The following is a 25,837-nucleotide window of genomic DNA, read 5'->3' as shown; positions in this document are numbered from 1 at the left end:
AAGCGCGCGACCTGAGCAGTAGCGACCGCACCAACCGGGCACCGCTCGATCCGAGACTGTGGCGGGCCTCGGCGGCGTTGCGCCGTTACCTGGTGGCCGTGGTGGGCTGCGGTGTGCTGATCTCCGGCTGCGCGATCGGCTCGGCGATCGTGCTGGCGGGCATCGTCGCGCGCGTCGTCGGCGACACCTCCGCCCGGAGCCTGCATGGGTGGCTCGGCCCGCTGTCAATCCTGTTGGCGCTGTGGATGATCCGTGCGGTGACGCACTGGCTGCAGGCCCGCCTGGGGCAACGCGGAGCCAGCGCTGTCATCGCCGACCTGTCCGGTCAGGTGCTCACCGCAGTCACCGACCGGCAACCCCGTGACCTCGCGGCGCAACGCCGCCGAGGCCCGCCACAGTCTCGGATCGAGCGGTGCCCGGTTGGTGCGGTCGCTACTGCTCAGGTCGCGCGCCTTGCCAGGCCGATGGGCGCCGGTATGCGGTCAGCCGAGATGCGTTGCCGGAAAACCCAATACGACCACGCCTGGTACACCACCGTCAGCGGGGCCATCAGGGCCGTCACCCACGTCATGACCTTGAGGGTGTAATGCGTGGAGGAGGCGTTGTAGATGGTCAGGCTCCACTGTTTGTCCAGCGTCGAGGGCACCAGGTTTGGATACAACGAGCCGAAGAGCAGGATCACCACGGCCGCCACCACCACCGCGACGCAGGTGAACGCCCAGCCGTCGGATGCGCGTCGCCACACCAGCAGCACCGCCGCCAATTGCGCCACCACCGCCGCGGCCAGCACCAGCCAGGTCCAGTTCTTGCCGTGCGCCAGTTGGGTCCAAAGCCCGAATGCCGCAACCAGTCCGGTGGCCGGCAGCGACAACCAGACACCGAACCGGTACGCGTCGTCGCGGATGGCGCCCGAGGTCTTCAGGGCGACGAAGGTCGCTCCGTAGAACATGAACAACGCCGCGGTGGCCAACCCACCCAACAGGGTGTAGGCGTTCAGCACGTCGGTGATCGAGAGGTGGATGTGCCCGTCGGCACCCACCGGCAGGCCGCGCACCAGGATGGCGAACGCGACACCCCACAGGACGGCCGGCAGCCAGGACCCGGCCGCGATGCCGACGTCGGCCCAGCCGCGCCATTTCGTGTCGTCGATCTTGCCGCGCCATTCGATCGCCACGGCGCGCACGATCATGCCGAACAGGATCGCCAACAGCGGCAGGTACAGCGTCGAGAACACGGTGGCATACCAGGCGGGGAAGGCGGCGAACATCGCTGCGCCGCCGACGATCAGCCACACCTCGTTGCCGTCCCACACCGGCCCGATGGTGTTGAGGGCCGTGCGCCGCAGCGGTTCCGGTTCACCGATGCCGACGCGCGCGAACGGCTCCATCAGCATGCCCACGCCGAAGTCGAAGCCCTCGAGGACGAAGAAACCCAAAAACAGCATCCCGAGGATGCCGAACCACAACTCCTGCAGTCCCATCGTCTCAACTCCTTTCGGCGTCGGTAAGCCTGGTCAGTACGCGAAGGACAGGGGTGCCACCTCGTCGTCGCTGGGCGCTTGCGGGGGAGCGGGTTCCGCGTCGTGCTCCAGCGGGCCTTCGACGACGTAGCGCTTGAGCAGGAAGAACCAGAGCACCGCGAGTACCGCATAGACGAGGGTGAAGGTCACCAGCGACGTGATGACCATGCCGGGCACGTGATTCGACACCCCCTCGCGGACCGTCATCCGAACCAGTTGATCGCCAGTGGGATTGGGCGCCACCACCCATGGCTGGCGGCCCATCTCGGTGAACACCCACCCCGAGATGTTGGCCAGAAACGGCGTGGGGATGGTGAGCAGGGCGAACCACGACAGCCACCGGCTGTGGGGTGTCCGGTGGCCGCGGGTGACCCACAGCACGGTCAGGGCGAACAACACCGGGATGGCCAAAAACCCGATCATCGCCCGGAAGGACCAGTAGGTGACGAACAGGTTGGGCCGGTAGTCGTCGGGGCCGAAGCGCTGCTGATACTCCTGCTGCAGCTCGTCCACGCCGCGCAGCGTCACGCCGCTGAACTTGCCTTCGGCCAGGAACGGCAGGACGTAATGCACCTTGATCACCTCGGCGACGCTGCCGCAGTTGTTGTGCGTTCCGATCGTCAGCACCGAGAAGTCGGGGTCGGTTTGCGTATGGCACAACGCTTCCGCGGACGCCATCTTCATCGGCTGCTGGACGAACATCAGCTTGCCCTGCCGGTCACCGGTGAAGAACAAGCCGACCGTGGCGATGAGCACGACCCCGCATCCGAGGATGGCCGCGGGGCGAAACATGGTGCGCGCGTCGGCTTGTGCCTCGGGCGTGGTGGAACCGGGCCTGCGCGAGCGCACCATCCACCATGCGCTCACCGCGGCGACGAACGTGCCCGCGACCAACAGCGCGCCGGTAACGGTGTGCGAAAACGCCGCCTGCGCAGTGTTGTTGGACAGCAGGGCGAAGATGTCGTCCAGTTCGGCGCGGCGCGTCGCGGGGTTGTAGTGCGCGCCGACCGGGTGCTGCATGAACGAGTTCGCCGCGATGATGAAGAACGCCGACGCATTGACGCCGAACGCGACGATCCAGATGCAGGCCAGGTGGATCAGCTTCGGCAGCCGGCTCCAGCCGAAGATCCACAACCCGATGAACGTGGACTCGAAGAAGAAGGCGAACAACCCCTCCATCGCCAGTGGCGCGCCGAAGATGTCGCCGACGAACTTCGAGTACTCCGACCAGTTCATGCCGAACTGGAATTCCTGGACGATCCCGGTCGCCACCCCGATGGCGAAGTTGATCAGGAACAGCTTGCCGAAGAACTTGGTCAGCCGGTACCAGGCGGTGTTACCGGTGGCCACCCAGACCGTCTGCATGATGGCGATCAGCGGCGCCAGGCCGATGGTGAGCGGCACGAAGATGAAGTGGTAGACGGTAGTGATACCGAACTGCCACCGCGAAATATCGACGACATTCATCTGTCATCTCCCGAAACTGCGGAGGCCCGATCCAAACGGCTACGACAGAGTGTAGTAGACGAGTCGGTGCCGCCGCCACCGGCGGCCCTGCTCAGCTGGCGAGGGTCTTGGAGGCCTTGCGGATTCCGAACGACGAAATGATCTCGAAGACGCCGATGACGACGAACCACGCACCGACCACGATCGCCAGGGTGACGATGGATTGGAACGGGGACGCCAGCACGACGATGCCGGCGAGCAGGCTGATCACGCCGACGAAGATGTTCCAGCCCCGCCCCGGCAGGTGCGGGTCGCTGATGGCCGAAACCGTTGTGGCGACTCCGCGGAAGATGAACCCGATGCCAATCCAGATGGCCAACAGCAGGATTGCGTAGCCCTGACCGAAATGACGGAATGCCAGCAACGCCAAGATCAATGACGCTGCGCCGCTGATGAACAGCAGGATCCGGCTGCCCGCCGAGACATGAAGCGAGAAGGCGAAGACGACCTGCGCGACACCGGTAATCAGCAGATAAACGCCGAAGGCGATGGCGGCGACCAGGATGGAAATTCCCGGCCACGCCAGCACCAGGACACCGAGGACAAGAGACAGAATTCCCGACAGCAGAGCGGATTTCCACAGATGCGGCAGCAAGCTTGGAACGGGGTGGGTTCCAGGAGAGCCAGGGGAGATAGTCATGGCCGCAGTCTGGCACAAACGTGCGCCGTGGTACAGGGACTTTGGTCAGACGTGAACGGTGCGTGGATCCTCGGCACGCAGGTCGGTGGGTTCTTCGCCTGCCTTGCGCCCGATTAGATACCACGTGCGCATAACGCCCTTGCCCTTGATCTCGATGCGGCCGCGCTCTTGCAGCACGAACTCGTTTTTCAGGCGCTCGTACATCGCCTGGGGCACTTGGATGCGGCCCACCGAATCGGTGGATTCCATCCGCGAGGCGACGTTGACGGCGTCGCCCCACACGTCGTAGAAGAACCGGCGCGAACCCACGACGCCGGCCACGACGGGTCCGCAGGCCATGCCCATCCGCAGCGGGACGGCCTGGCCATGCGGATCACGCAGTGTCGCAGCAACATTGGCCATATCGAGAGCGAAATCCGCCAGGGCGAAGGCGTGATCCGGCCGCGCCCGCGGCACGCCGCTGACCACCATGTAGGAGTCCCCGCTGACCTTGATCTTCTCCAGGCCGTGTTTGTCCACCAACTCGTCGAAGGCGCCGTAGAGCCGGTCCAGGAACTGCACCAGGTCCGCCGGCGCCGTGCTGCTGGCGCGCTCGGTGAAGCCGACGATGTCGGCGAACAGCACGGAGGCCTCGTCGTACTTGTCAGCGATGACGTTTCGGTCGGCGCTCTTGAGACGCTCGGCGATGCTGCCCGGCAACATGTTGGCCAGCAGCGCTTCCGAGCGCTGGTATTCGGATTCCATCACCGACTCGGCGCGCTGGGTATCGCGCAGCGCGTACCACACGGTGATGAACACCATGACGCAGGCGGAGATGATGGTGACGACGAACATCATCGACTGCGCCCAGGCCGGCACCAGGCCGGTGTCGCGGGGAACGAGAAATTCCAGGGCGATGATCAGGGCGGCGGCGATGGCCGCCACGATGGCGGCCAGCACGATGTGGTCCAGCCCCAGCACCAGCACCACCAGGCAGACGCCCACCACCAAGAAGAATTGGCCGCCCGATGCGGTGCCCGAGTCCCAACAGGTGGCGGCGACCGTGACGTAGGCCGTACCGATGAAGGTCAGCGGTGCAACCAGTTCACCGAACCGGTGCAGCCACGGCACGCTCGCGAAGATCAACGCCGAGACGACGTTGACGAGGACGATCTGCCAAATCCAGGCGCCGGTGACCACCTGCAGTACCACGAAGGTGGTGCAGACCACGACGGCGAGCCAGGCCGCGATCGAGAGCACGCGGAATTCACGCGCGGCGCTGTCGGCGTAGTGCTGACTGCGGGCGCGCGACTGAGCGCGCGCCGCGGCCACGCAGTCCGGGCGCCCCGACGAGCCGTCTGGGCATCTTGGTGGGGCACCACACTTCTTGGCCGCCACGGGTGCCAGCCTAACCGCTGAGCAGCGCCCTCGGCGGCCGTCTTGAAAGAAAATCCTGGTTTTCGCCCCCGTAAGTTTCTGAGTCTGATAACAGTTCTTGTTATCGGGTTGTAATCGGGTTTAGGAGTCATTGGTTCGGGTTATTTAACACGTGTTTGACAGGGCTTATGGACACGTGATCGCCTCGACTAAGGGGTGCCGCATGGCGGGTCTCAAGAGGTTTGTTCTTGCCTCAATCCTGGTTTCCACCGCGTTTTTGATGCAGGGCTGTAGCGCCGCGTGCAGCGAGCCCAGTTGGCTACTGCGGGTCGCCACCGATTCCATCGGTAACTACTCGCCGGGAGCGGACGTGTCGGCCTCGGGCCAGATGTGCGTAACCCGCTCAATCGGCGATTGATCTGGCGCACTTGCCGTTTGGTCGCTTGCTCGATCATGCGACCTCACGCGCGCGGCGGCTTGGTCGGTCGTCGGCACCGGTAGCGGGGTGACGGCCGGGAGGCGCCGATGTGTGTCGACGCCGCGCGCCACAGGTCCGCAGAACACGCTCCAGTGGTAGCCCAGATTCGAATGAATTCAAATGAGCGCGTATTCGCGTGGCTTTCCCGGAATGCGCCGAATTACGTATTAATGCGTGCAATTTATTAAAAAGCGGGACCGAGCACATACCATTGGAATGTTTTTAGGCGAATTTGCAGACCGCTTGTACGCGCGAATGCCGCAATACTCCACTGCGGTACCGGAAAAGGCTGTAGGCCTGTCGGCGGTCCCGCTCGAAGGTGCCGAACGCTTGTGTGCCCTCGGTGAGATTCGAACTCACACTGGACGGGTTTTGAATCCGTTTCCTCTGCCAGTTGGGATACGAGGGCGTGCGGCCTCTTACCTTAGAGGCAGCCTCCCACCATAGAGGATCAGGAGTGCTCACCCGTCTCACCGCCCCCGAGGTCGCTGGTCTGAGGCGTTCACGACACAATATTCGTCATGACAGGCCCCACGACCGACACCGACGCCGCTGTGCCGCGCCGGGTCCTGATCGCTGAAGACGAAGCGCTCATCCGCATGGATCTCGCCGAGATGCTCCGAGAGGAGGGTTACGAGATTGTCGGGGAGGCCGGCGACGGGCAGGAAGCCGTCGAGCTGGCCGAGCGCCACCAGCCGGATCTGGTGATCATGGACGTCAAGATGCCGCGCCGCGACGGCATCGACGCGGCCTCGGAGATCGCCAGCAAGCGGATCGCCCCGATCGTCGTCTTGACCGCCTTCAGCCAGCGCGACCTGGTGGAGCGGGCGCGCGACGCCGGCGCGATGGCCTACCTGGTCAAGCCGTTCACCATCAGCGACCTCATCCCGGCCATCGAACTGGCCGTCAGCCGCTTCAGTGAGATCGCCGAGCTCGAACGCGAGGTGGCCTCGTTGTCCGACCGGCTGGAGACCCGCAAGCTCGTCGAGCGCGCCAAGGGGCTGCTCCAGAGCGAACAGGGCATGACCGAGCCCGAGGCCTTCAAGTGGATTCAGCGGGCCGCCATGGACCGCAGGACCACGATGAAGCGGGTGGCCGAGGTCGTGCTGGAGACCCTGGGCAGCTCTGACGAGTAGCTTCCCCGGCCGTCGAGCGTGAACCCACGGCTTTCGGTGTGAAGCCACGGCGGCCGCCCTCGGCGTGTCGGCGCCCTCAGTTCACACCGAAAGCCGTTGTTTCACACTCGAAACGGCCGCAAACGGCCGCAACCGTTAGCGGGCGACGATCACCGACGAGCCGTGGCCGAACAGGCCCTGATTGGCGGTGACGCCCACTTTCGCGTTCTCCACCTGCCGGCCGGTGGCCTGACCGCGCAGCTGCCAGGTCAGCTCGCAGACCTGAGCGATCGCCTGGGCGGGAATCGCCTCGCCGAAGCACGCCAGCCCACCCGACGGGTTGACCGGGACCCTGCCGCCGATCGTGGTCGCGCCGCTGCGCAGCAGCTGCTCCGCTTCGCCCTTGGCGCACAGCCCCAGGTGCTCGTACCAATCGAGTTCCAGTGCGGTGGACAGGTCGTAGACCTCGGCCAGGCTCACGTCCTCCGGGCCGATGCCCGCCTCGGCGTAGGCGGCGTCGAGGATCTGATCCTTGAACACCCGCTCCGGGGCGGGCACGGCGGCGGTGGAATCCGTTGCGATATCCGGCAATTCGGGAAGGTGCTGGGGATACTGCGGGGTGACCGTGCTGACCGCGCGCACCGACGGCACGCCCTCGAGCGAACCGAGGTGCTTGCGGGCGAACTCGGCGCTGGCCACGATCAGCGCCGCGGCGCCGTCGGAGGTGGCGCAGATGTCGAGCTGGCGCAGCGGGTCGGACACCACCGGGCTGGCCAGCACGTCCTCGACCGAAGATTCCTTGCGGTAGCGGGCATTCGGGTTCTGCAGGCCGTGCTGGGAGTTCTTCACCTTGACCGCAGCGAAGTCCTCGGACGTCGCGCCGTAGAGGTCCATCCGGCGGCGCGCGAGCAGCGCGAAGTACACCGGGTTCATCGCGCCGATCAGGTGGAAACGCTGCCAGTCGGGGTCGTTCTTGCGCTCACCGCCGACGGGGGCGAACGCGCCCTTGGGCGTGGTGTCGGCGCCGATGACCAGCGCGACGTCGCAGAACCCGGCCAGAATGTGGGCGCGGGCGCTCTGCAGCGCCTGCGAACCGCTGGCGCAGGCGGCGTAGCTGGAACTGACCGGCACACCGTTCCAGCCCAGCTTCTGGGCGAACGTCGACCCGGCGATGAAGCCGGGGTAGCCGTTGCGGATGGTGTCGGCCCCGGCGACCAGCTGGATCTGTTGCCAGTCCAGCCCGGCCTCGGCCAGCGCGGCGCGCGCGGCGACCACGCCGTATTCGGTGAAGTCGCGGCCCCATTTGCCCCAGGGGTGCATGCCGGCGCCCAGGATGTAAAGCGGTTCCGGGCTCATTTCGCGATCCTCCAACCGTGCACGGTGCGCTCCACGCCGTCGGCGTCGGTGAACAAGGTCATGGTGGTCAGCTCCATCTGCATGCCGACCTTCAGATCGGCCGCCAGCGTGCCCTCGACGACCTTGCCGAGCACGATGATGCCCTCGTCGGCCAGCTCGACCGCGGCGATGGCGAACGGCTCGAACGGGTCGGCCGCCGGGTAGGGCGCGGGCGGCGGGTACCGGTTCTCGGTGTAGCTCCACAGCGTTCCCCGGTTCGACAGGGCGACGGACTCCAAGGTGTCGCCGGCGCAGGCCGGGTTGGGGCAGTTGTTCTCCCGCGGCGGGAAGACATAGGTGCCGCACTCGGGGCACTTGCTGCCGATCAGATGCGGGTTTCCGGCGTCATCGGTGGCGAACCATCCGTCGATCGCGGGTTCTGGACTGGTGACCTCTGGCACCCGGCCAGACTACCCAGCCCCAACGCAAAACTGAAACGTGTTGCAGTTCTGCCGCGGGCGCGGTCGGGACGCCTGCCTCGTCACACCGGGTGCCTAGAGTGAGACCGTGCCCGCCACGAAAACCACCCCCAAGGCCAGCGAGGAACAGACCACGCCGACGCTCATGCTGCTGGACGGCAACTCGCTGGCGTTTCGGGCGTTCTACGCGCTGCCCGCCGAGAACTTCAAAACCCGCGGCGGGCTGACCACCAACGCGGTCTACGGCTTCACCGCCATGCTGATCAACCTGCTGCGCGACGAGGCCCCGACCCACATCGCCGCCGCGTTCGACGTCTCCCGTCAGACGTTTCGCTCCGAGCGCTATCCGGAGTACAAGGCCAACCGGTCCGCGACGCCCGACGATTTCCGCGGTCAGATCGACATCACCAAGGAAGTCCTTGCGGCGTTGGGCATCACGGTGCTGGCCGAGGAGGGGTTCGAGGCCGACGACCTCATCGCGACGCTGGCCACCCAGGCCGAGCGCGAGGGCTACCGGGTGCTGGTGGTCACCGGCGACCGCGACTCGCTGCAGTTGGTCAGCGACAACGTGACCGTGCTGTATCCGCGCAAGGGGGTGAGCGAGTTGACCCGCTTCACCCCGGACGCCGTCGTCGAAAAGTACGGGCTGACGCCGCAGCAGTACCCCGACTTCGCCGCCCTGCGCGGTGACCCCAGTGACAACCTGCCTGGCATACCCGGCGTGGGGGAGAAGACCGCCTCCAAATGGATCGGCGAGTACGGGTCGCTGCAGGCGCTGGTCGACAACGTCGACTCGGTGCGCGGCAAGGTCGGCGACGCGCTGCGCGCGCATCTGCCCAGCGTGATCCGCAACCGCGAGCTGACCGATCTGGTCAAAGACGTGCCGCTGGCCCAGACCCCGGACACGCTGCGGCTGCAACCGTGGGATCGCGACCAGATTCACCGGCTCTTCGACGACCTGGAATTCCGGGTGCTGCGGGACCGGTTGTTCGAAACCCTGGCCGCGGTGGAGCCCGAGGTCGACGAGGGCTTCGACGTGCGCGGCGGCGCGCTGGAACCGGGCGAGCTGGCCGTGTGGCTGGCCGAGCACAGCTCGGGCAAGCGGTTCGGCCTGGCCGTCGTGGGGACTCATCTGGCCTACGACGCCGACGCCACCGCCCTGGCCATCGTGTCCGCCGACGGCGAGGGCCGCTACATCGACACCGCGACGCTGCATCCCGAAGACGAAGCGGCACTGGCGTCTTGGCTGGCCGACCCCGGTCCGCCCAAGGCGCTGCACGAGGCCAAGCTGGCGATGCACGACCTGGCCGGGCGGGGCTGGACGCTGGCCGGCGTCACCTCTGACACCGCGCTGGCCGCCTACCTGGTGCGCCCCGGCCAGCGCAGCTTCTCCCTCGACGACCTCTCGTTGCGCTACCTGCGTCGCGAGCTGCGCGCCGAAAACCCTGAACAGCAACAACTTTCGTTGCTCGACGATGACGAGGGCGTCGACGACCAGGCGGTGCAGACGCTGATCCTGCGCGCCGTGGCGGTGCTGGATCTGGCCGAGGCGCTCGACGAAGAGCTGGCCCGAATCAACTCCACCTCGCTGTTGAGCGGCATGGAGCTGCCGGTGCAGGCCGTGCTGGCCGGGATGGAAAACGCCGGCATCGCAGTCGATTTGGACCTGCTGCAAGAGCTGCAAAGCGATTTCGCCCACCAGATCAGGGATGCGGCCGAGGCGGCGTACGCGGTGATCGGCAAACAGATCAATCTGGGCTCGCCCAAGCAGTTGCAGACGGTGCTCTTCGACGAGCTGGAGATGCCGAAGACCAAGCGCACCAAGACCGGATACACCACCGACGCGGACGCGTTGCAGTCGCTGTTCGACAAGACCGGCCATCCGTTCCTGCAGCATCTGCTGGCCCACCGCGATGCCACCCGGCTCAAAGTCACCGTCGACGGGTTGCTGAACTCGGTGGCCTCGGACGGCCGCATCCACACCACGTTCAACCAGACCATTGCCGCGACGGGCAGGTTGTCGTCGACGGAGCCGAATCTGCAGAACATCCCGATCCGCACCGAGGCGGGCCGGCGGATCCGCGACGCGTTCGTCGTCGGCGAGGGCTACAGCGAGCTGATGACGGCCGACTACAGCCAGATCGAGATGCGGATCATGGCCCACCTGTCCAAGGACGAGGGCCTCATCGAGGCGTTCAACACGGGGGAGGACCTGCACTCCTTCGTCGCGTCGCGGGCGTTCGGCGTCCCGATCGAGGAGGTCACCGCGGAGCTGCGCCGCCGCGTCAAGGCGATGTCCTACGGCCTGGCCTACGGCCTGAGCGCCTACGGGCTGTCCGCCCAGCTCAAGATCTCCACCGAAGAAGCCAAAGATCAGATGGAGCAGTACTTCGCCCGGTTCGGCGGGGTGCGCGACTACCTGATGGACGTCGTCGAACAGGCCCGCAAGGACGGCTACACATCGACGGTCTTCGGCCGCCGTCGCTACCTGCCCGAACTGGACAGCAGCAACCGCCAGGTGCGCGAGGCCGCCGAGCGGGCCGCGCTCAACGCGCCCATTCAGGGCAGCGCGGCCGACATCATCAAGGTGGCGATGCTCGAGGTCGACAAGGCGATCAAAGCCGCCGGGCTGTCTTCCCGGATCCTGCTGCAGGTGCACGACGAGCTGCTTTTCGAGGTCGCGCCCGGCGAGCGGGAACAGCTGGAAGCGCTGGCGCGCGAAAAGATGGGCGGCGCCTACCCCCTCGACGTCCCGCTGGAGGTGTCGGTGGGTTACGGCCGTTCGTGGGACGCCGCGGCGCACTAGCGCGGCGAACGAAGCTTCCGAGGGGTGTAATCGCTGCTTGATCGGCCGCCGAATGCGAGGCGATGGCGGAGAATCGGCTGACAATTCGCCGTGGCGTCACGTTCGCGACATCCGTTCGGCCGCCGTCAACCGCGCTGGGTTTGGCCAGCATGTGCCCAGTCGAGTAGCCTCGACAGGTAAATCCTGAATTGTCCCTACGACCAAACCTGTCCGGAGCAACCCAACAATATGCCGAGTCCCGCCGTCACCTCGCCGCAAGTAGCCGTCAACGACATTGGCTCGAGCGAGGATTTTCTCGCCGCAATAGACAAAACGATCAAGTACTTCAACGATGGCGACATCGTCGAAGGCACGATCGTCAAAGTGGACCGGGACGAGGTGCTCCTCGATATCGGCTACAAGACCGAAGGGGTCATCCCCGCCCGCGAACTCTCCATCAAGCACGATGTCGACCCCAACGAGGTCGTTTCCGTCGGTGATGAGGTCGAAGCCCTGGTCCTCACCAAGGAGGACAAAGAAGGTCGCCTGATCCTGTCCAAGAAGCGCGCGCAGTACGAGCGCGCCTGGGGCACCATCGAGGCGCTCAAGGAGAAGGACGAGGCCGTCAAGGGCACCGTCATCGAGGTGGTCAAGGGTGGCCTGATCCTCGACATCGGGCTGCGTGGCTTCCTGCCCGCCTCACTGGTGGAGATGCGTCGCGTCCGCGATCTGCAGCCGTACATCGGCAAGGAGATCGAGGCCAAGATCATCGAGCTGGACAAGAACCGCAACAACGTGGTGCTGAGCCGCCGCGCGTGGCTCGAGCAGACCCAGTCCGAGGTGCGCAGCGAGTTCCTCAACCAGCTGCAGAAGGGCGCCATCCGCAAGGGTGTCGTCTCCTCGATCGTCAACTTCGGTGCATTCGTCGACCTCGGTGGGGTGGACGGCCTGGTGCACGTCTCCGAGTTGAGCTGGAAGCACATCGACCACCCGTCCGAGGTCGTCCAGGTCGGCGACGAGGTCACCGTCGAGGTGCTCGACGTCGACATGGATCGCGAGCGGGTTTCGTTGTCGCTGAAGGCGACTCAGGAAGACCCGTGGCGCCACTTCGCCCGCACCCACGCCATCGGCCAGATCGTGCCCGGCAAGGTCACCAAGCTGGTTCCGTTCGGTGCGTTCGTGCGCGTCGAGGAGGGCATCGAGGGCCTGGTGCACATCTCCGAGCTGGCCGAGCGCCACGTGGAGGTCCCCGACCAGGTGGTCGCGGTCGGCGACGACGCGATGGTCAAGGTCATCGACATCGACCTGGAGCGCCGCCGAATCTCGTTGTCGCTCAAGCAGGCCAACGAGGACTACACCGAAGAGTTCGACCCGGCGAAGTACGGCATGGCCGACAGCTACGACGAGCAGGGCAACTACATCTTCCCCGAGGGCTTCGATTCCGAGACCAACGAATGGCTCGAGGGATTCGAGAAGCAGCGCGCCGAGTGGGAGGCCCGCTACGCCGAGGCCGAGCGGCGGCACAAGATGCACACGGCGCAGATGGAGAAGTTCGCCGCTGCCGAGGCCGCCGGGCACGCCGAGCAGTCGCCGGGCAACGGTGCGCGGGAGGAGAAGGCGGGCGGTTCGCTGGCCAGCGACGCCCAATTGGCGGCGCTGCGGGAGAAACTCGCCGGCAACGCGTGACGCCGTCGGCGACCACGCCATGCTGCGGATCGGGCTGACCGGTGGCATCGGCGCCGGCAAGTCGGCGCTGTCGTCCACGTTCGCGCGCTGCGGTGCCGTCATCGTCGACGGCGACGTCATCGCGCGCGAGGTGGTCGAGCCCGGCACCGAAGGCCTGGCCGCGCTGGTCGAGGCGTTCGGCAGCGACATCCTGCTCGCGGACGGATCACTGGATCGTCCGGCGTTGGCCGCCAAGGCTTTCCGTGATGACGAGGCACGCAAGACGCTGAACGGGATTGTCCACCCCCTGGTGGGCAATCGCCGTTCGGAGATCATCGCGTCGGTGCCCGAGGATTCCGTTGTGGTCGAGGACATTCCGCTGCTGGTGGAATCCGGGATGGCTCCGCTGTTCCCGCTCGTCGTCATCGTGTACGCCGATGTCGAGGTGCGGCTGCGGCGGCTGGTCGATCAGCGCGGCATGGCCGAGGAGGATGCGCGGGCGAGGATCGCCGCGCAGGCCAGCGACGAGCAGCGCCGCGCGGTCGCCGACATCTGGCTGGACAACTCGGGCAGCCCGGAAGACTTGGTGCAGCGCGCCCAGCAGTTGTGGGACCACCGCATCGTGCCGTTCGCCCACAACCTGAGCCAACGGCAGTACGCGCGCGCACCAGCGCGGTTGGTGCCACCGGACCCGACCTGGCCGGACCAGGCGCAACGGATCGTCAACCGCCTCAAGACGGCCTGCGGTTACCGGGCGTTGCGCGTCGATCACATCGGGTCGACGGCCGTGCCCGACTTCCCGGCCAAGGACGTCATCGACATTCAGATCACCGTCGAATCCCTTGCCGAAGCCGACGAACTCGCCGAGCCGTTACTTGCGGCCGGTTATCCGCGCCCCAAGCACATCACTCAAGATTTCCCCAAACCCGACGCGCGCAGCACCGTAGCGCGATACGACCACAGCGACCACGAGGCGTTGTGGCACAAGAAAGTTCATGCTTCGGCCGATCCCGGGCGGCCGACCAATGTGCACATCCGGGTCGACGGCCGGCCCAATCAGCAATTCGCCTTGCTGTTCCGGGACTGGCTCAAAGCCAATCCCGCTGTGCGCGCCGAGTATCTGACCGTAAAACGCAGAGCCGACAGCACTGGTGGCGGAGACATCCTGCGCTATGTCGCCGCTAAAGAGCCGTGGTTCCTCGACGCCTACCGGCGGGCCTGGGAGTGGGCCGACTCGACGGGCTGGAAGCCCTGAGGCGAATCTAGGGCAAGGGTGCGCCGCACTGCAGCGCCCCGTTCATGGGATCGGCGTTGCCCGCGACCGGTCTGACCATCTGGTCGGACTGGACGAACACGTTGTCGTCCACGTCGATTTCGCAGTGCACGTTCGCCGCATACGGGAAGCGCACCACGATGCGCATGCCGGCCTGCTGCGGGTCGGGCAACACCGTGTCGGCCTCGAATGCGTTGCCGGGCACCGAGCTAAGCCCGGCCGTGTTCGTCTGACCGCCGTTGATCACGAAGGTGGCCTGGCTCCCGGTCGTGACGCCGTCGATCCTGGCCCGGTAGGTGATGTTGTGCAGATCCGCCCGTGCGACTGCCGGATTCACAACGGCGAGGGCGGTCACGGCGGCGATCGGCAGCAGCCCGCGGGCCTGGCAGCTCATAGCGGCTGACATTACAACCAGCCTGATCGGGGGGCCACATCGATTGCCCTACGGCTGGCAGCGCGGACACCACAGCGTCGTGCGGCCGCCCACCCGGTCCCGTTCGAGCCGGGTGCCGCAGCGTGGGCAGTGCGGGTCCGGTTCGTCACGCACCCCGGTCAGCCAGCGCGGCAGGCCCGGCACCCGGCCATGGCGCACCGCGGTCCGCAGCACCCGAGTCATCGCGCCATGCAGGCCCTGCACGTCGTCGTCGTCCAGCTCCCTGATCGGCAGGGTGGGCCGAAGTCTGGCCCGCCAACAGATCTCGTCGGCCAACAGGTTGCCGAGCCCGGCGATCACCGACTGGTCCATCAGCGTGGGCTTGAGCTGTCGCGACCTGGCCGATCGCGCGGCCAGCGCGTCGCGGAACTCCCGCAGGCGCAGGCCCAGCGCATCGGGGCCCTGTGGGCCGGTGACATGCGCGATGTCGTCCGGATCGTCGGCCAGCCACACCCCGCGCAATTTGCGCAGGTCGGCGTAGCGCAGTTCGCCCTCGTCCAGCGCGACGGTCAGTCGCTCGTAGGGGTCATGGGCGGCGCCGTCGGCGGCGTAGTACGGGCGGCCGGTCATCCCGCTGTGAATCAGCAGCGTCGACCCATCGGTGGGCAGCACGAGCCACTTGCCGTGCCGGCGCGGATCGGCGAAGCGGTGCCCGGTCAACCGACCGGCCAGCGCCTTCGCGGTCACGTTGCGCACCACCCCGGGATCGTGCACCTGCACGTGCCGGATCCGCCGTCCCGGCAGTGCGGCGGCCAGTTGCCGCCGAAACCCTTCCACGTCAGGCAGTTCAGGCATGCGGCCACCGCATCAGCGTGTCTCCCTGACCACCTCGGTCGGGTCCTTGTCGGTGCGCATGCCGAGATAGCGCGGGTGGCGGAGCTTTCCGTCGCGGGTCCACTCGGTGAATCCGATCTCGACCACCATCTCGGGGCGAACCCAATGCGCGCCGGCCTCGCGCACCGACCCCCGGGCGAAGGGCGATTGGTCTTGCGCGAGCGTCGACAACCGGTCGTGCAAGCGGTGCAGCGTGGCGTCGTCGAAACCGGTGCCCACCTTGCCGGCATAGCGCAACTCATCGCCGTGGTAATACCCGAGCAGCAACGCGCCTAACTCCACCCGGCTGCCCTTCGGGCCGGTGTAGCCGCCGACCACGAATTCCTGGTCGCGCACGCATTTGAACTTCAGCCAGGCGCGTGAGCGACCGCCGTCGTAGGGGGAGTCGGCCAGCTTGGCGATCACCCCTTCGTCGCCGCGCCCGCACGCCGCCTGGTAGGCGGCGATGCCGTCTTCGACCCGGTGCGGGGCGTAGCGCAGCGGGTCGGCGAAGTCGATTGCCTTGCGCAGCAACCTTTTACGCCAGAGCAGCGGCACCTCGACGGTGGATTGGCCGTCGAGATGCAGCAGGTCGAAAACGTAGTAGAAGACGCGCACCGGGGATGCGCGGGCCAACTCGGGGTCGGTGATGCCCAGCCGGCCCTGCAGCCGGGCGAAGCTGGTCCGGCGGCCCTCGAACGCCACCACCTCGCCGTCCACGACGAAGCGAGTGGTGCGCTGGCCGGCGAGCGCATCCACCAACTCGGGGTAGGTTCCGTTGAGCGTCTGACGATTCCGCGACAACAGCCGCAACCGGTCGCCGTCGCGAAACGCCAGGCAACGCATGCCGTCGAACTTGCGCTCGAAGATCCAGTGCGGATCGGAGAACCGATCCTCGGTGAGCGTGGCCAGCGTCGGCGGCCGCCAGTCCGGCACGGGTTCCTCGCGCAGCGCCGCGCGCACCGCGCGAGGCAGACCGGCGAAGTCCGTCATGACACGTGGTCCGGCGACGCGGCGCGCCCGCGCCAGGTCAACCGCATGCCGTGGTGCGCCAGCCAGCGCGACAGGTCATAGCCGTTGCGGGCCAGCCCGTCGACGGCGGTCACCGCCCGCTGCACCGCCTGCGCGGCGACCTCGGGGGTGAGCAGGCCGTGGCGGACGGCGTCCAGCAGCTCGTCGACATCGGTGAGTTCCGCCCCGATCCCGGTGCGGACCTCGATGTCCAGGTAGTGATCTTCGGAATGCCACGCGGTGGGGCCGGGCAGGTATTCGCCCACATCCAGGTAGACGTCCAGGTCCCGTTCATGCCCGGGATTGAAATGAAACACCGTGGCGCGCAACCCCAACGACGGCAGCAGCCACGACTCGAGGTAATGGAACTGCGCGCGACCGGGGGTGGGCCGGGCGATGTAGAGGCCCCACGGGTGCACGGCATATTCGTCGACGGTCCGCACGATGCCCTTGGGATCGGTGTTCGTGCGGGCCACCAGGTCGAACGTCTCGTGCTTCGGCGGGTGAATGGTGTCACCCTACCGCCGCCGGGCCGCCTCGTTACCGGCGCAACCGGATCTTCCATCGCACGAACCCGGCGTAGAAGATCGACAGCGCGGCCAGCATGCCCATGTCGAGCAGCCAGATCTTCGGCGTGTGCTGCCAGAACCGATCCTGCGACAGCAGGGTGTCGGGCACCAGGTGACGCAGGTCCACCGTCGACGATGCCGCGGCGTAGCCCCAGCGCGCCGGCATCGCCCACGACAGCTGGTTCAACCCGAGGCGGCCGGTCACCGGCACCATCCCGCCGCACAGCACCAGCTGCGCCATCACGGCCACCACGAACAGCGGCATGATCTGCTCGCTGGAGCGCACCAGCGACGAAATCGCCAGGCCCAGAATGGCCGAGGCGACGCACGTCGCCGCGACGGTGGCGAACAGTTCGACGGTGGCCCCGACGGTCGAGTGGCCGAACAGCACCGCGCCGCGCGTCGGGGCGCTCTTGCCGACCACCACGATCGCCGTGACGATCGCCGACTGCAGTACCGCGAACCCGCAGAACACCGCGCTCTTGGCCAGCAGGTAGGCGGTGGTCGACAAGCCCACCGCCTGCTCACGCTGGAAGATGGCGCGCTCGCCGACCAGGTCGCGAATTGTCAAGGCGGTGCCCATGAATGCCGCGGCCGGCATCAGCAGGGCCAGTATCTGCGCGGCTTCGTCCGGTGTCCCCGCGTTCGGCGCGGGTGCGTGAAATCCGTTGCTGCCCGGCACGGTCAGCGACAGCGAGCCCAAAATGAACGGCAGCAGCGCCAGGAACACGAAGTAGGCGCGGTCGGCGATCACCAGGCGCACCTGCCGCCGGGCGATCGTCGAGATCTGACGGCGCACGCTGGTGTGAACCGGTTCCCCGAGGCTGCTCGGCTCGTCGGTCTTGTCGGGCAGGTACCGCTGCGGCCGCTTCTGGGCCTCGTTCTGTTCCAGGAAGCGGCGGTTGGCCTCGTCGGGGTCGGCGCCGACCTGGGTGAAGATCTTCGCCCAGTTGGTGGTGCCCATCGCCCCACCGATCTGGTCGGGCGCGCCGCAGTAGGCGGTCTTGCCGCCCGGGGCCATCAGCAGCACCTGGTCGCAGACGTCGAGGTAGGACAGCGAGTGTGTCACCACCAGCACCACCCGGCCGGCATCGGCCAACTGGCGCAGCATCGTCATGACCTGCAGGTCCAGCGCGGGGTCCAGCCCCGAGGTCGGCTCGTCGAGGATCAGCAGCGACGGGCCGGTCAGCAGTTCGAGCGCCACCGAGGCGCGCTTGCGCTGCCCGCCGGACAGCTTTTCGACGCGGGTGTCGGCGTGCTTGGTCAGGTCGAGTTCCTCGAGCACCTGGGCGACGACGTTCGCGCGGTCTCTCTTGCTGGTGTCGGGCGGCAGCCGCAGCTCGGCGGCGTAGCCCAGCGCCTGGTTGATGGTCAGCTGGCGATGCACCACGTCGTCTTGGGGAACGATGCCGATCCTGCTGCGCAGCGATGCGTACTCGGCGTGAATGTTGTGTCCCTCGAACGTGACTGAGCCCGACGTCGGGGTGGTGTAACCGGCGATGAGCCGGGCCAGTGTGCTCTTGCCGGCGCCCGAACCGCCGATCACGGCGGTCAGCGTCCCGGGGCGCGCGGTCAGCGAGATGTCGTCGAGCAACTGCTTGCCGTTGTCGACGACGTAGGAGACGTCGCGCACCTCGAGGCCGCCGGTGCGGGTGGCGGCGCCGCCGCGTTCGGTCAGGGTGCCGTCGCGGAACACCAGGTCGACGTTGCCGATGGTGACGATGTCGTCCTGCGACAGGATGGCCGACCCGACCCTGGTGCCGTTGACGAACGTCCCGTTGACGCTGTTGTCGCGGATCTCCGTGCCCAGCTGGGTGGGAACCAGGGTGGCATGCTGGCGCGACGCCAACACGTCGGAGACGACGATGTCGTTCTCGGGGGCGCGGCCGATCGTCATGGCGCCGGCGGTGCCCGCCGCCGAGGACGCGCGCGGCGAGAGCAATTTCACAAAACGCGTCGCCAGGTTCGACACGTCGGCCGTCTTGGCGTCGATCACGGTGAATTCCGCTGCGGGCGTTGCGGATGGCTGTGGTGGCGCCTCGGTTTCGCCCGCGGCGGGCGGGCTGACCTGCAGCCTTGCCGGTGAGCCCGGGTCGATGACGGTCCGCTCCTCGGGCGGTACGCCGCGCGGCGCCGGCGCCGGCGGCACGCGGGGCGGTGGCGCCTGGCGAGGCGGCACCGTCGGCTGTCGCGGGGGCGCGTTCGGCGGCCTCGCCGGCTGCCGGGGTGGCACCGGGCGCGACGGCGCGCCCTGCGGGCCGCCGCGAGCGGGACCCCTGTTCTGGCCGCCGGTTCGGCCCTGTGGGGGCCGCGGCGGATGCGTCGGATTCGTTTGCTCGGCAAGCGCAGTCCATGCCAGCGTTGGCGGCCCGGAGTCGTGACTCGGCCTGGGCCGCGGCGGCTGGCCGGCATGACCCTGCTGGGGCCCGATCGCGAAGGTCAGGCGCGGCCCCTGGGGGTTGCCGATGTGAATGCTCTGCCCGTCGTGGATATCGACCACCGGCATCCGGTAGCCGTTGAGGTAGGTGCCGTTCAGCGAGCCGTTGTCGATTGCCAGCCAACGGCCTTGGTCGAACCGCACGATCAGATGCGCGCGCGAAATCCGCGGATCGGCGATGCGCACATCGGCCTGCACGTCGCGCCCGACGACCACCTCGTGGCCCGCCGCGAAGGATCGTTGGGACCCGTCATGCCGAATTGTCAGAATGGGCGGGGCGGGTCGAGTCACCACTCAAGTATCGGCCAGCGTTGGCAGTGCGCTCTATTGGAGCCACCTGTGACTTCCCTTTGTCTCGATTCGGCCACTCATAGCCCTTTCATAGCCTGCTGAGACGAATCGCCTACTGGCGTGCGGCATTATTCGAACGGGAGGGGTGCAATAAGGGTTGCGTCCGCGCGCGTCGAGCACACTGTGGTGCCGGCAAGCGACGAGACGTAGAGGGCCCAATCGCGATGCGCACGCCCAGGGTGCTGCGATCCGCAGCACAGCGCGGCGACACCAGGGGGCGGTGCCGGAAAACGAGGGGGCAGGGCATTGATGAACGAGCACAAGGGAACTACTCGGCGCATCGGCGCCGGACGGCGGCTGTTGAGCAACCCGCGACAAGCCCGTGCGGCGTTGCGCGCGGGGTTTCACTCGTTGCCCGCCATGCCGATCGGGCAGCTGTTCCGCCGGATACCACCGGTCGATTCGGCCCCGAACGCGGAACCCGTGGCCGCTCAACAACTCAACGAGTCCAGCGGGCAGCGCCTGGCGGTAGGCAACGGCGCATCGTTCGCCGGCTACACGATTTTGCGGCAGCTCGGTGCGGGCGGCATGGCCGAGGTCTACCTGGCGTTGCATCCCCGGCTGCCCCGCCGCGACGTGATCAAGGTCCTCGCCGAGGCGGTGACCGCCGACCCCGAGTTTCGCGAAAGATTCAATCGCGAGGCCGATCTCGCCGCGACGCTGTGGCACCCGCACATTGTGGGTGTGCACGACCGGGGCGAATTCAACGGGCACCTGTGGATTTCGATGGACTACGTCGAGGGCACCGACGCCTCCCGGCTGGTCAAGGAGAACTACGCCGAGGGGATGCCCATCCACGAGGTGTGCGCCATCGTGCAAGCGGTGGCGGGCGCGCTGGACTACGCCCACGACCGTGGACTGCTGCACCGCGACGTCAAGCCGGCCAACATCCTGCTCACCCATCCCGAGGCGGGAGAGCGCCGAATCCTGTTGGCGGACTTCGGGGTCGCGCGCCACCTGGGTGACATCAGCGGGATCACCGAGACCAACGTCGCCGTCGGAACCGTGGCGTACGCCGCGCCCGAGCAGCTGACGGGTTCGCCCATCGACGGCCGGGCCGATCAATACGCTTTGGCCGCAACGGCTTTCCACCTGCTCACCGGGGCGCCGCCGTTTCAGCATTCCAACCCGATCGCGGTGATCAGCCAGCACCTGCATCAGGAACCGCCGCGGCTCAGCGATTTTCGCCCCGACCTCGCCGAGCTCGACGAGGTGTTCGCCCGGGCCCTCGCCAAGCGCCCCGAGGACAGGTTCGACCGGTGCCGCGCGTTGGCCACCGCCGTCAGCGAGTCGTCCGGGGCCGCCTCCGAGTTCGGCCGTGGCGTCGCGCCCCGCGCCGTGGTGGCGACGGAGCATCGCCGGCGCGGTCCCGCCGGCGTCATTGCCGTTCTGGGCCACCGTTTTTCGTCGAAAACCCGATGGGCGGCCGCGCTGGTGTGTGCGGTACTGATCGCCGTCGCGGCGACCTGGTCGATCCTCTACTCCTTCCAGCCCGGCCCGCCGCCGAGCAACCCGGCGCTCGCCTCCAAGCCGTCGGTGCCGGCCGCGAGTGCCGCGCCCACCGCGGGCGGACCCGTGCTCAACGGGACGTATCGGCTGGCCTACGACCAGGCCAAGCGCACCACCAACGGCATCTCGATCCGGCACGACGGCGCCGCCACCAACTGGTGGGCCTTCCGGTCGGTGTGCACCACCAACGGATGTGCGGCCACCGGCACCCAGCTGGACGACGCCACTCACCAGGTGGCCAACACCACCGATGGCGGACAGACCGACACCCTGCGCTTCGTGGGCGGCTACTGGCAGGGTGCGCCCGTGCAGCAGCGGGTGGGCTGCACCCAGCCCAACGGTCAGGTGCGGGCCACCCAGCAGGAAACCGTCGCCTGGTCGCTGGCGCCGCAGGCGGACGGCACGCTGCGCGGCACGGAGACCGAGACCGTGCTCAGCAACGAATGCGGGGCCCAGGGAGCGGTGGTGCGGGTGCCGGTGGTGGCCACCCGGGCGGGCGATGCGCCCGCGAAGGTGGCGCTGGGCGATCCCACCCAGGTCATCAACACCTCGACCACCGCGTCGGCCCCGGCGCCGCCGGTGCTCGGCGGGTTGTGCAGCGACGTCGGCAAGGTGGCCTACGACCCGACCAACAACGAGCAGATCGTCTGCGAGGGCAGCAGCTGGGCCAAGGCGCCGATCACGATGGGCGTGCACGCCGCGGGCAGCTCCTGCGACCGGCCGAACACCTCGGTGTTCGCCATGAGCACGTCCAGCGACGGTTATCTGCTGCAATGCGATCCGGTCACCCGGACCTGGACGCGTCCGGCGGGGTAGTCGGTCTCGCGGGGCGGGTCGGTCTCCAGGTACCACGACGTGAGTTTCAAACTCGCTAGCGCATGCGCTGGCACGTTTGGGGTAAGCGTTGTCCTTCCGGACAGGTATGGACGTGACGGATGTGGCGCAGGTGCCCCGCCGACCTGGTAAAACCACCGCCACGGCACTTGTCGGTGATCGGTTCTACCCTGGTGGCATGGCATTCGCCACGGAACATCCCGTAGTAGCGCATTCGGAGTACCGCCCGGCCGAAGAGGCCGTGGAGGGGTTGGTGCGCGTCGGCGGCCGCTTCGAGGTCGTCAGCCCACACCAACCCGCCGGGGACCAGCCGGCCGCCATCGAGGAGCTGGAACGCCGGATCAGGGCGGGAGAGCGCGACGTCGTGCTGCTCGGCGCCACCGGCACCGGCAAGTCGGCGACCACCGCCTGGCTCATCGAGCGGCTGCAGCGGCCCACCCTGGTGATGGCGCCCAACAAGACGCTGGCCGCGCAGCTGGCTAACGAGCTGCGAGAGATGTTGCCGCACAACGCTGTTGAATACTTCGTCTCGTACTACGACTACTACCAGCCCGAGGCGTACATCGCGCAGACCGACACCTACATCGAGAAGGACAGCTCGATCAACGACGACGTGGAACGGCTGCGGCACTCCGCGACGTCGTCGCTGCTGTCGCGCCGCGACGTGGTCGTGGTGGCGTCGGTGTCCTGCATCTACGGCCTGGGCACCCCGCAGTCGTATCTCGACCGCTCGGTCGAGCTCCGGGTCGGCAACGAGGTGCCCCGGGACGGTCTGCTGCGGTTGCTGGTCGACGTTCAGTACACCCGCAACGACCTGTCGTTCACCCGCGGCTCGTTCCGGGTGCGCGGCGACACGGTGGAGATCATCCCGTCCTATGAAGAGCTGGCGGTGCGCATCGAATTCTTCGGCGACGAGATCGAGGCGCTGTACTACCTGCACCCCCTGACGGGTGACGTCATCCGCCAGGTCGACTCGCTGCGGATCTTCCCGGCCACCCACTACGTCGCCGGCCCGGAGCGGATGGCGATGGCGATCTCGACGATCGAAGCCGAGCTGGCCGAGCGGCTGGCCGAGCTGGAGGGCCAGGGCAAGCTGCTCGAGGCGCAGCGGTTGCGGATGCGCACCAACTATGACATCGAGATGATGCGCCAGGTCGGCTTCTGCTCGGGCATCGAAAACTACTCAAGGCACATCGATGGCCGGGGCCCGGGCTCACCGCCGGCCACGCTGCTGGACTACTTCCCGGAAGACTTCCTGCTGGTCATCGACGAATCGCACGTCACCGTCCCGCAGATCGGCGGGATGTACGAGGGCGACATGTCGCGCAAACGCAACCTGGTCGAATACGGCTTCCGGCTGCCGTCGGCGTGCGACAACCGCCCGCTGACCTGGGAGGAGTTCGCCGACCGGATCGGGCAGACGGTGTACCTGTCGGCCACCCCCGGTCCCTACGAGCTCAGCCAGTCCGGTGGCGAGTTCGTCGAGCAGGTGATCCGGCCCACCGGCCTGGTCGACCCGAAGGTCGTCGTCAAGCCGACCAAGGGCCAGATCGACGACCTGATCGGCGAAATCCGCAAGCGCACCGAGGCCGACGAGCGGGTGCTGGTGACCACGCTGACCAAGAAGATGGCCGAGGACCTCACCGACTACCTGCTGGAGATGGGCATCCGGGTGCGCTACCTGCACTCCGAGGTCGACACGTTGCGCCGGGTCGAGCTGCTGCGTCAGCTGCGGCTGGGCGAATACGACGTGCTGGTCGGCATCAACCTGCTGCGCGAGGGGCTGGACCTGCCCGAGGTGTCGCTCGTGGCGATCCTGGACGCCGACAAGGAGGGCTTCCTGCGGTCATCGCGCAGCCTGATTCAAACCATCGGCCGCGCCGCCCGCAACGTCTCCGGTGAGGTGCACATGTACGCCGACACCATCACCGACTCGATGAAAGAGGCCATCGACGAGACCGAACGGCGTCGGGCCAAGCAGGTCGCGTACAACGAGGAGAACGGCATCGACCCGCAGCCGCTGCGCAAGAAGATCGCCGACATCCTCGACCAGGTCTACCGCGAGGCCGACGACAGCGAGACCGTGGAGATCGGCGGGTCGGGCCGCAATGCGTCCCGTGGCCGGCGGGCGCAGGGCGAGCCCGGTCGCGCCGTCAGCGCCGGGGTGTTCGAGGGCCGCGACACGGCCAGCATGCCGCGCGCCGAACTGGCCGACCTGATCAAGGACCTGACCGCGCAGATGATGGCCGCCGCGCGCGACCTGCAATTCGAGCTGGCGGCCCGGTTCCGCGACGAGATCGCCGACCTGAAAAAGGAACTGCGGGGGATGGACGCCGCCGGCCTGAAATGAGTTTGCTGGCAACCGATCTGCGGCTGTTGTCGCCGCGGCACCCCATACGGTGGAGGAGTGACCGACGCGGCGACTATCACCGGCGGCTGGCGTGAGCTGCTGGGCCCGAGGTATCTGAGGACTTCCATCCTGCTGGCCGGCGGGGTAGCGCTCTACGCCACCAACGAGTTCCTGACCACCAGCTTGTTGCCCAACACCATCGCGGAAATCGGCGGCAGCCGGCTCTACGCGTGGGTGACGACCCTGTATCTCGTCGGGTCGGTGGTCGCGGCGACGATGGTCAATCCGATGCTGCTGCGCATCGGCGCGCGTTCGTCATACATGCTGGGCCTCGTGGTGTTCGGCGTCGCCAGCCTGGTCTGCGCCGCCGCCCCGACCATGCATGTTTTGATTGCTGGCCGGGCGATGCAGGGGGTGGCCGGCGGCTTGCTGGCCGGGCTGGGTTACGCGGTCATCAACTCCGCCCTGCCCCGCTGGTTGTGGACGCGGGGCTCGGCGCTGGTGTCGGCGATGTGGGGCGTGGCGACCGTGGTCGGGCCCACGACGGGCGGCCTGTTCGCGCAGTTCGGCATCTGGCGCTGGGCGTTCGTCGCGATGGCCGTCCTGACCGTGCTGATGGCCCTGTTGGTGCCGGTTGCGCTGGCCCGGGTCAGCCCGACGACCGGCATCCCGAGGATGAAGGTGCCGGTCTGGTCGCTGCTGATCATCGGCGTGGCCGCGCTGGCCGTCAGCGTCGCGCAGATTCCGCACAACACCGTCGCGACGTTCGGGCTGCTTGCGGCCGGCATCGTGCTGGTGGGCGTGTTCGTGATCGTCGACTGGCGCATGCACGCGGCCATCCTGCCGCCCAGCGTGTTCTCGCCCGGGCCGCTGAAGTGGATCTACCTGACCATGGGCGTGCTGATGGGCGCGGCGATGGTGAACACCTACGTGCCGCTGTTCGGGCAGCGGCTGGCCCATCTGACGCCGATCGCGGCCGGGTTCCTGGGGGCGGCGCTCGCCCTCGGCTGGACGGTCAGCGAGATCGTAAGCGCATCGCTGGAGAACCCACGAACCATCGGGTGGGTGGTCATGGTGGCGCCGCTGGTGGCCGCGTCCGGCCTGGCATTGGGGGCGGTGGCCCGGCGCGGCGACGGGTCGGCCGGCACCGCCGCGCTGTGGGCGGTCGCGCTGCTGGTCGCCGGCATCGGGATCGGGATGGCCTGGCCGCACCTGTCGGCCCGCGCGATGGCGTCGGTCGCCGACCCGGCCGAAGGCGGCGCGGCTTCCGCGGCCATCAACACCGTCCAGCTGACCTCCGCGGCGATCGGCGCAGGATTGGCGGGCGTCGTCGTCAACACCGCCACCGGCGGCGAGGGGATGGCCGCGCACCTGCTCTT

Annotated in this window: 18 protein-coding genes, 1 tRNA gene and 1 pseudogene; 8 read left to right on the top strand and 12 right to left on the bottom strand. The window is 67.6% G+C overall.

The genetic code is table 11. From position 1 onward, the window contains the following. Positions 1 to 101 precede the first annotated feature (101 nt). Positions 102 to 380: pseudogene (locus tag A5624_RS29070) on the top strand (thiol reductant ABC exporter subunit CydD); the annotation flags it as partial. A 59-nt stretch (positions 381 to 439) separates the two neighbouring features. Here the strand turns inward: A5624_RS29070 and cydB are convergent. The 5 genes from cydB to A5624_RS13550 all read right to left on the bottom strand — a co-directional run bounded on the left by cydB (position 440) and on the right by A5624_RS13550 (position 5,908). Next, the gene (cydB, locus tag A5624_RS13575; protein ID WP_066866939.1) at positions 440 to 1,480 is read right to left on the bottom strand and encodes a cytochrome d ubiquinol oxidase subunit II; all 1,041 of its coding nucleotides are present in this window, start codon (positions 1,478 to 1,480) and stop codon (positions 440 to 442) included. A 33-nt stretch (positions 1,481 to 1,513) separates the two neighbouring features. Then, positions 1,514 to 2,986 carry a cytochrome ubiquinol oxidase subunit I gene (locus A5624_RS13570; RefSeq protein ID WP_066866937.1) on the bottom strand — a complete coding sequence of 491 codons (1,473 nt, stop codon included), beginning with the start codon at positions 2,984 to 2,986 and terminating at the stop codon, positions 1,514 to 1,516. 91 nt (positions 2,987 to 3,077) lie between these two features. After that, positions 3,078 to 3,683: an HdeD family acid-resistance protein gene (locus tag A5624_RS13565; RefSeq protein WP_369827485.1), complete on the bottom strand. Its 606-nt coding sequence runs from the start codon at positions 3,681 to 3,683 to the stop codon at positions 3,078 to 3,080. A gap of 27 nt (positions 3,684 to 3,710) precedes the next feature. Beyond that, positions 3,711 to 5,042 (bottom strand): adenylate/guanylate cyclase domain-containing protein, encoded by a 1,332-nt coding sequence (locus A5624_RS13560; RefSeq protein WP_066866933.1) that lies wholly within the window; start codon positions 5,040 to 5,042, stop codon positions 3,711 to 3,713. Between the two features lie 792 nt (positions 5,043 to 5,834). Continuing rightward, positions 5,835 to 5,908: transfer RNA gene (locus A5624_RS13550), tRNA-Leu, on the bottom strand. Between the two features lie 112 nt (positions 5,909 to 6,020). Here A5624_RS13550 and A5624_RS13545 point away from each other — a divergent pair. Beyond that, the gene (locus A5624_RS13545) at positions 6,021 to 6,635 is read left to right on the top strand and encodes an ANTAR domain-containing response regulator (protein WP_066866931.1); all 615 of its coding nucleotides are present in this window, start codon (positions 6,021 to 6,023) and stop codon (positions 6,633 to 6,635) included. 135 nt (positions 6,636 to 6,770) lie between these two features. On the opposite strand, the gene A5624_RS13540 is transcribed toward A5624_RS13545, so the two are convergent. Further along, positions 6,771 to 7,970: a lipid-transfer protein gene (locus tag A5624_RS13540; protein ID WP_066866929.1), complete on the bottom strand. Its 1,200-nt coding sequence runs from the start codon at positions 7,968 to 7,970 to the stop codon at positions 6,771 to 6,773. Then, a complete protein-coding gene (locus tag A5624_RS13535; protein WP_066866927.1) occupies positions 7,967 to 8,410 on the bottom strand; it encodes a Zn-ribbon domain-containing OB-fold protein in 444 nt (147 codons plus the stop codon). The genes A5624_RS13540 and A5624_RS13535 overlap by 4 nt, the downstream gene beginning before the upstream one ends. A gap of 163 nt (positions 8,411 to 8,573) precedes the next feature. Here A5624_RS13535 and polA point away from each other — a divergent pair, with 163 nt between their 5' ends. The 3 genes from polA to coaE all read left to right on the top strand — a co-directional run bounded on the left by polA (position 8,574) and on the right by coaE (position 14,133). After that, positions 8,574 to 11,234, top strand: a complete 2,661-nt coding sequence (polA, locus tag A5624_RS13530) for a DNA polymerase I (protein ID WP_197518960.1) — start codon at positions 8,574 to 8,576, stop codon at positions 11,232 to 11,234. 228 nt (positions 11,235 to 11,462) lie between these two features. Continuing rightward, positions 11,463 to 12,899: a 30S ribosomal protein S1 gene (rpsA, locus tag A5624_RS13525; protein ID WP_066866923.1), complete on the top strand. Its 1,437-nt coding sequence runs from the start codon at positions 11,463 to 11,465 to the stop codon at positions 12,897 to 12,899. 19 nt (positions 12,900 to 12,918) lie between these two features. Continuing rightward, on the top strand, positions 12,919 to 14,133 hold the full coding sequence (gene coaE, locus A5624_RS13520; RefSeq protein ID WP_066866921.1) for a dephospho-CoA kinase: 1,215 nt from the start codon (positions 12,919 to 12,921) through the stop codon (positions 14,131 to 14,133). Positions 14,134 to 14,140: 7 nt separating this feature from the next. Here coaE and A5624_RS13515 read toward each other — a convergent pair whose 3' ends face one another. The 5 genes from A5624_RS13515 to A5624_RS13495 all read right to left on the bottom strand — a co-directional run bounded on the left by A5624_RS13515 (position 14,141) and on the right by A5624_RS13495 (position 19,708). Beyond that, positions 14,141 to 14,545: a hypothetical protein gene (locus A5624_RS13515; protein WP_066866919.1), complete on the bottom strand. Its 405-nt coding sequence runs from the start codon at positions 14,543 to 14,545 to the stop codon at positions 14,141 to 14,143. Positions 14,546 to 14,593: 48 nt separating this feature from the next. Continuing rightward, on the bottom strand, positions 14,594 to 15,379 hold the full coding sequence (locus A5624_RS13510) for an Fpg/Nei family DNA glycosylase (RefSeq protein ID WP_066866916.1): 786 nt from the start codon (positions 15,377 to 15,379) through the stop codon (positions 14,594 to 14,596). A 12-nt stretch (positions 15,380 to 15,391) separates the two neighbouring features. Next, positions 15,392 to 16,390 carry a non-homologous end-joining DNA ligase gene (ligD, locus tag A5624_RS13505; protein ID WP_066866914.1) on the bottom strand — a complete coding sequence of 333 codons (999 nt, stop codon included), beginning with the start codon at positions 16,388 to 16,390 and terminating at the stop codon, positions 15,392 to 15,394. After that, on the bottom strand, positions 16,387 to 16,851 hold the full coding sequence (locus A5624_RS13500) for a DUF402 domain-containing protein (protein ID WP_066866944.1): 465 nt from the start codon (positions 16,849 to 16,851) through the stop codon (positions 16,387 to 16,389). Before A5624_RS13500 ends, ligD begins: the two co-directional genes overlap by 4 nt. 97 nt (positions 16,852 to 16,948) lie before the next feature. After that, complete coding sequence (locus A5624_RS13495) at positions 16,949 to 19,708, bottom strand: FHA domain-containing protein (protein WP_197518959.1); 2,760 nt, start codon at positions 19,706 to 19,708, stop codon at positions 16,949 to 16,951. A gap of 306 nt (positions 19,709 to 20,014) precedes the next feature. Here A5624_RS13495 and A5624_RS13490 point away from each other — a divergent pair, with 306 nt between their 5' ends. From A5624_RS13490 to A5624_RS13480, 3 genes are all read left to right on the top strand, one after another. Then, positions 20,015 to 22,090 (top strand): serine/threonine-protein kinase, encoded by a 2,076-nt coding sequence (locus A5624_RS13490; RefSeq protein WP_066866910.1) that lies wholly within the window; start codon positions 20,015 to 20,017, stop codon positions 22,088 to 22,090. Positions 22,091 to 22,286: 196 nt separating this feature from the next. Further along, on the top strand, positions 22,287 to 24,458 hold the full coding sequence (uvrB, locus tag A5624_RS13485; protein ID WP_066866908.1) for an excinuclease ABC subunit UvrB: 2,172 nt from the start codon (positions 22,287 to 22,289) through the stop codon (positions 24,456 to 24,458). Between the two features lie 57 nt (positions 24,459 to 24,515). After that, positions 24,516 to 25,837: MFS transporter (locus A5624_RS13480; protein WP_066866906.1), on the top strand; the 1,322-nt coding region annotated here is incomplete at its 3' end.

Source organism: Mycobacterium sp. 1482292.6 (genome assembly GCF_001672995.1).
In the GTDB taxonomy this organism is placed as follows: Bacteria; Actinomycetota; Actinomycetes; order Mycobacteriales; family Mycobacteriaceae; genus Mycobacterium; species Mycobacterium europaeum_A.
This window is presented reverse-complemented; position numbering and strand designations above follow the sequence as displayed.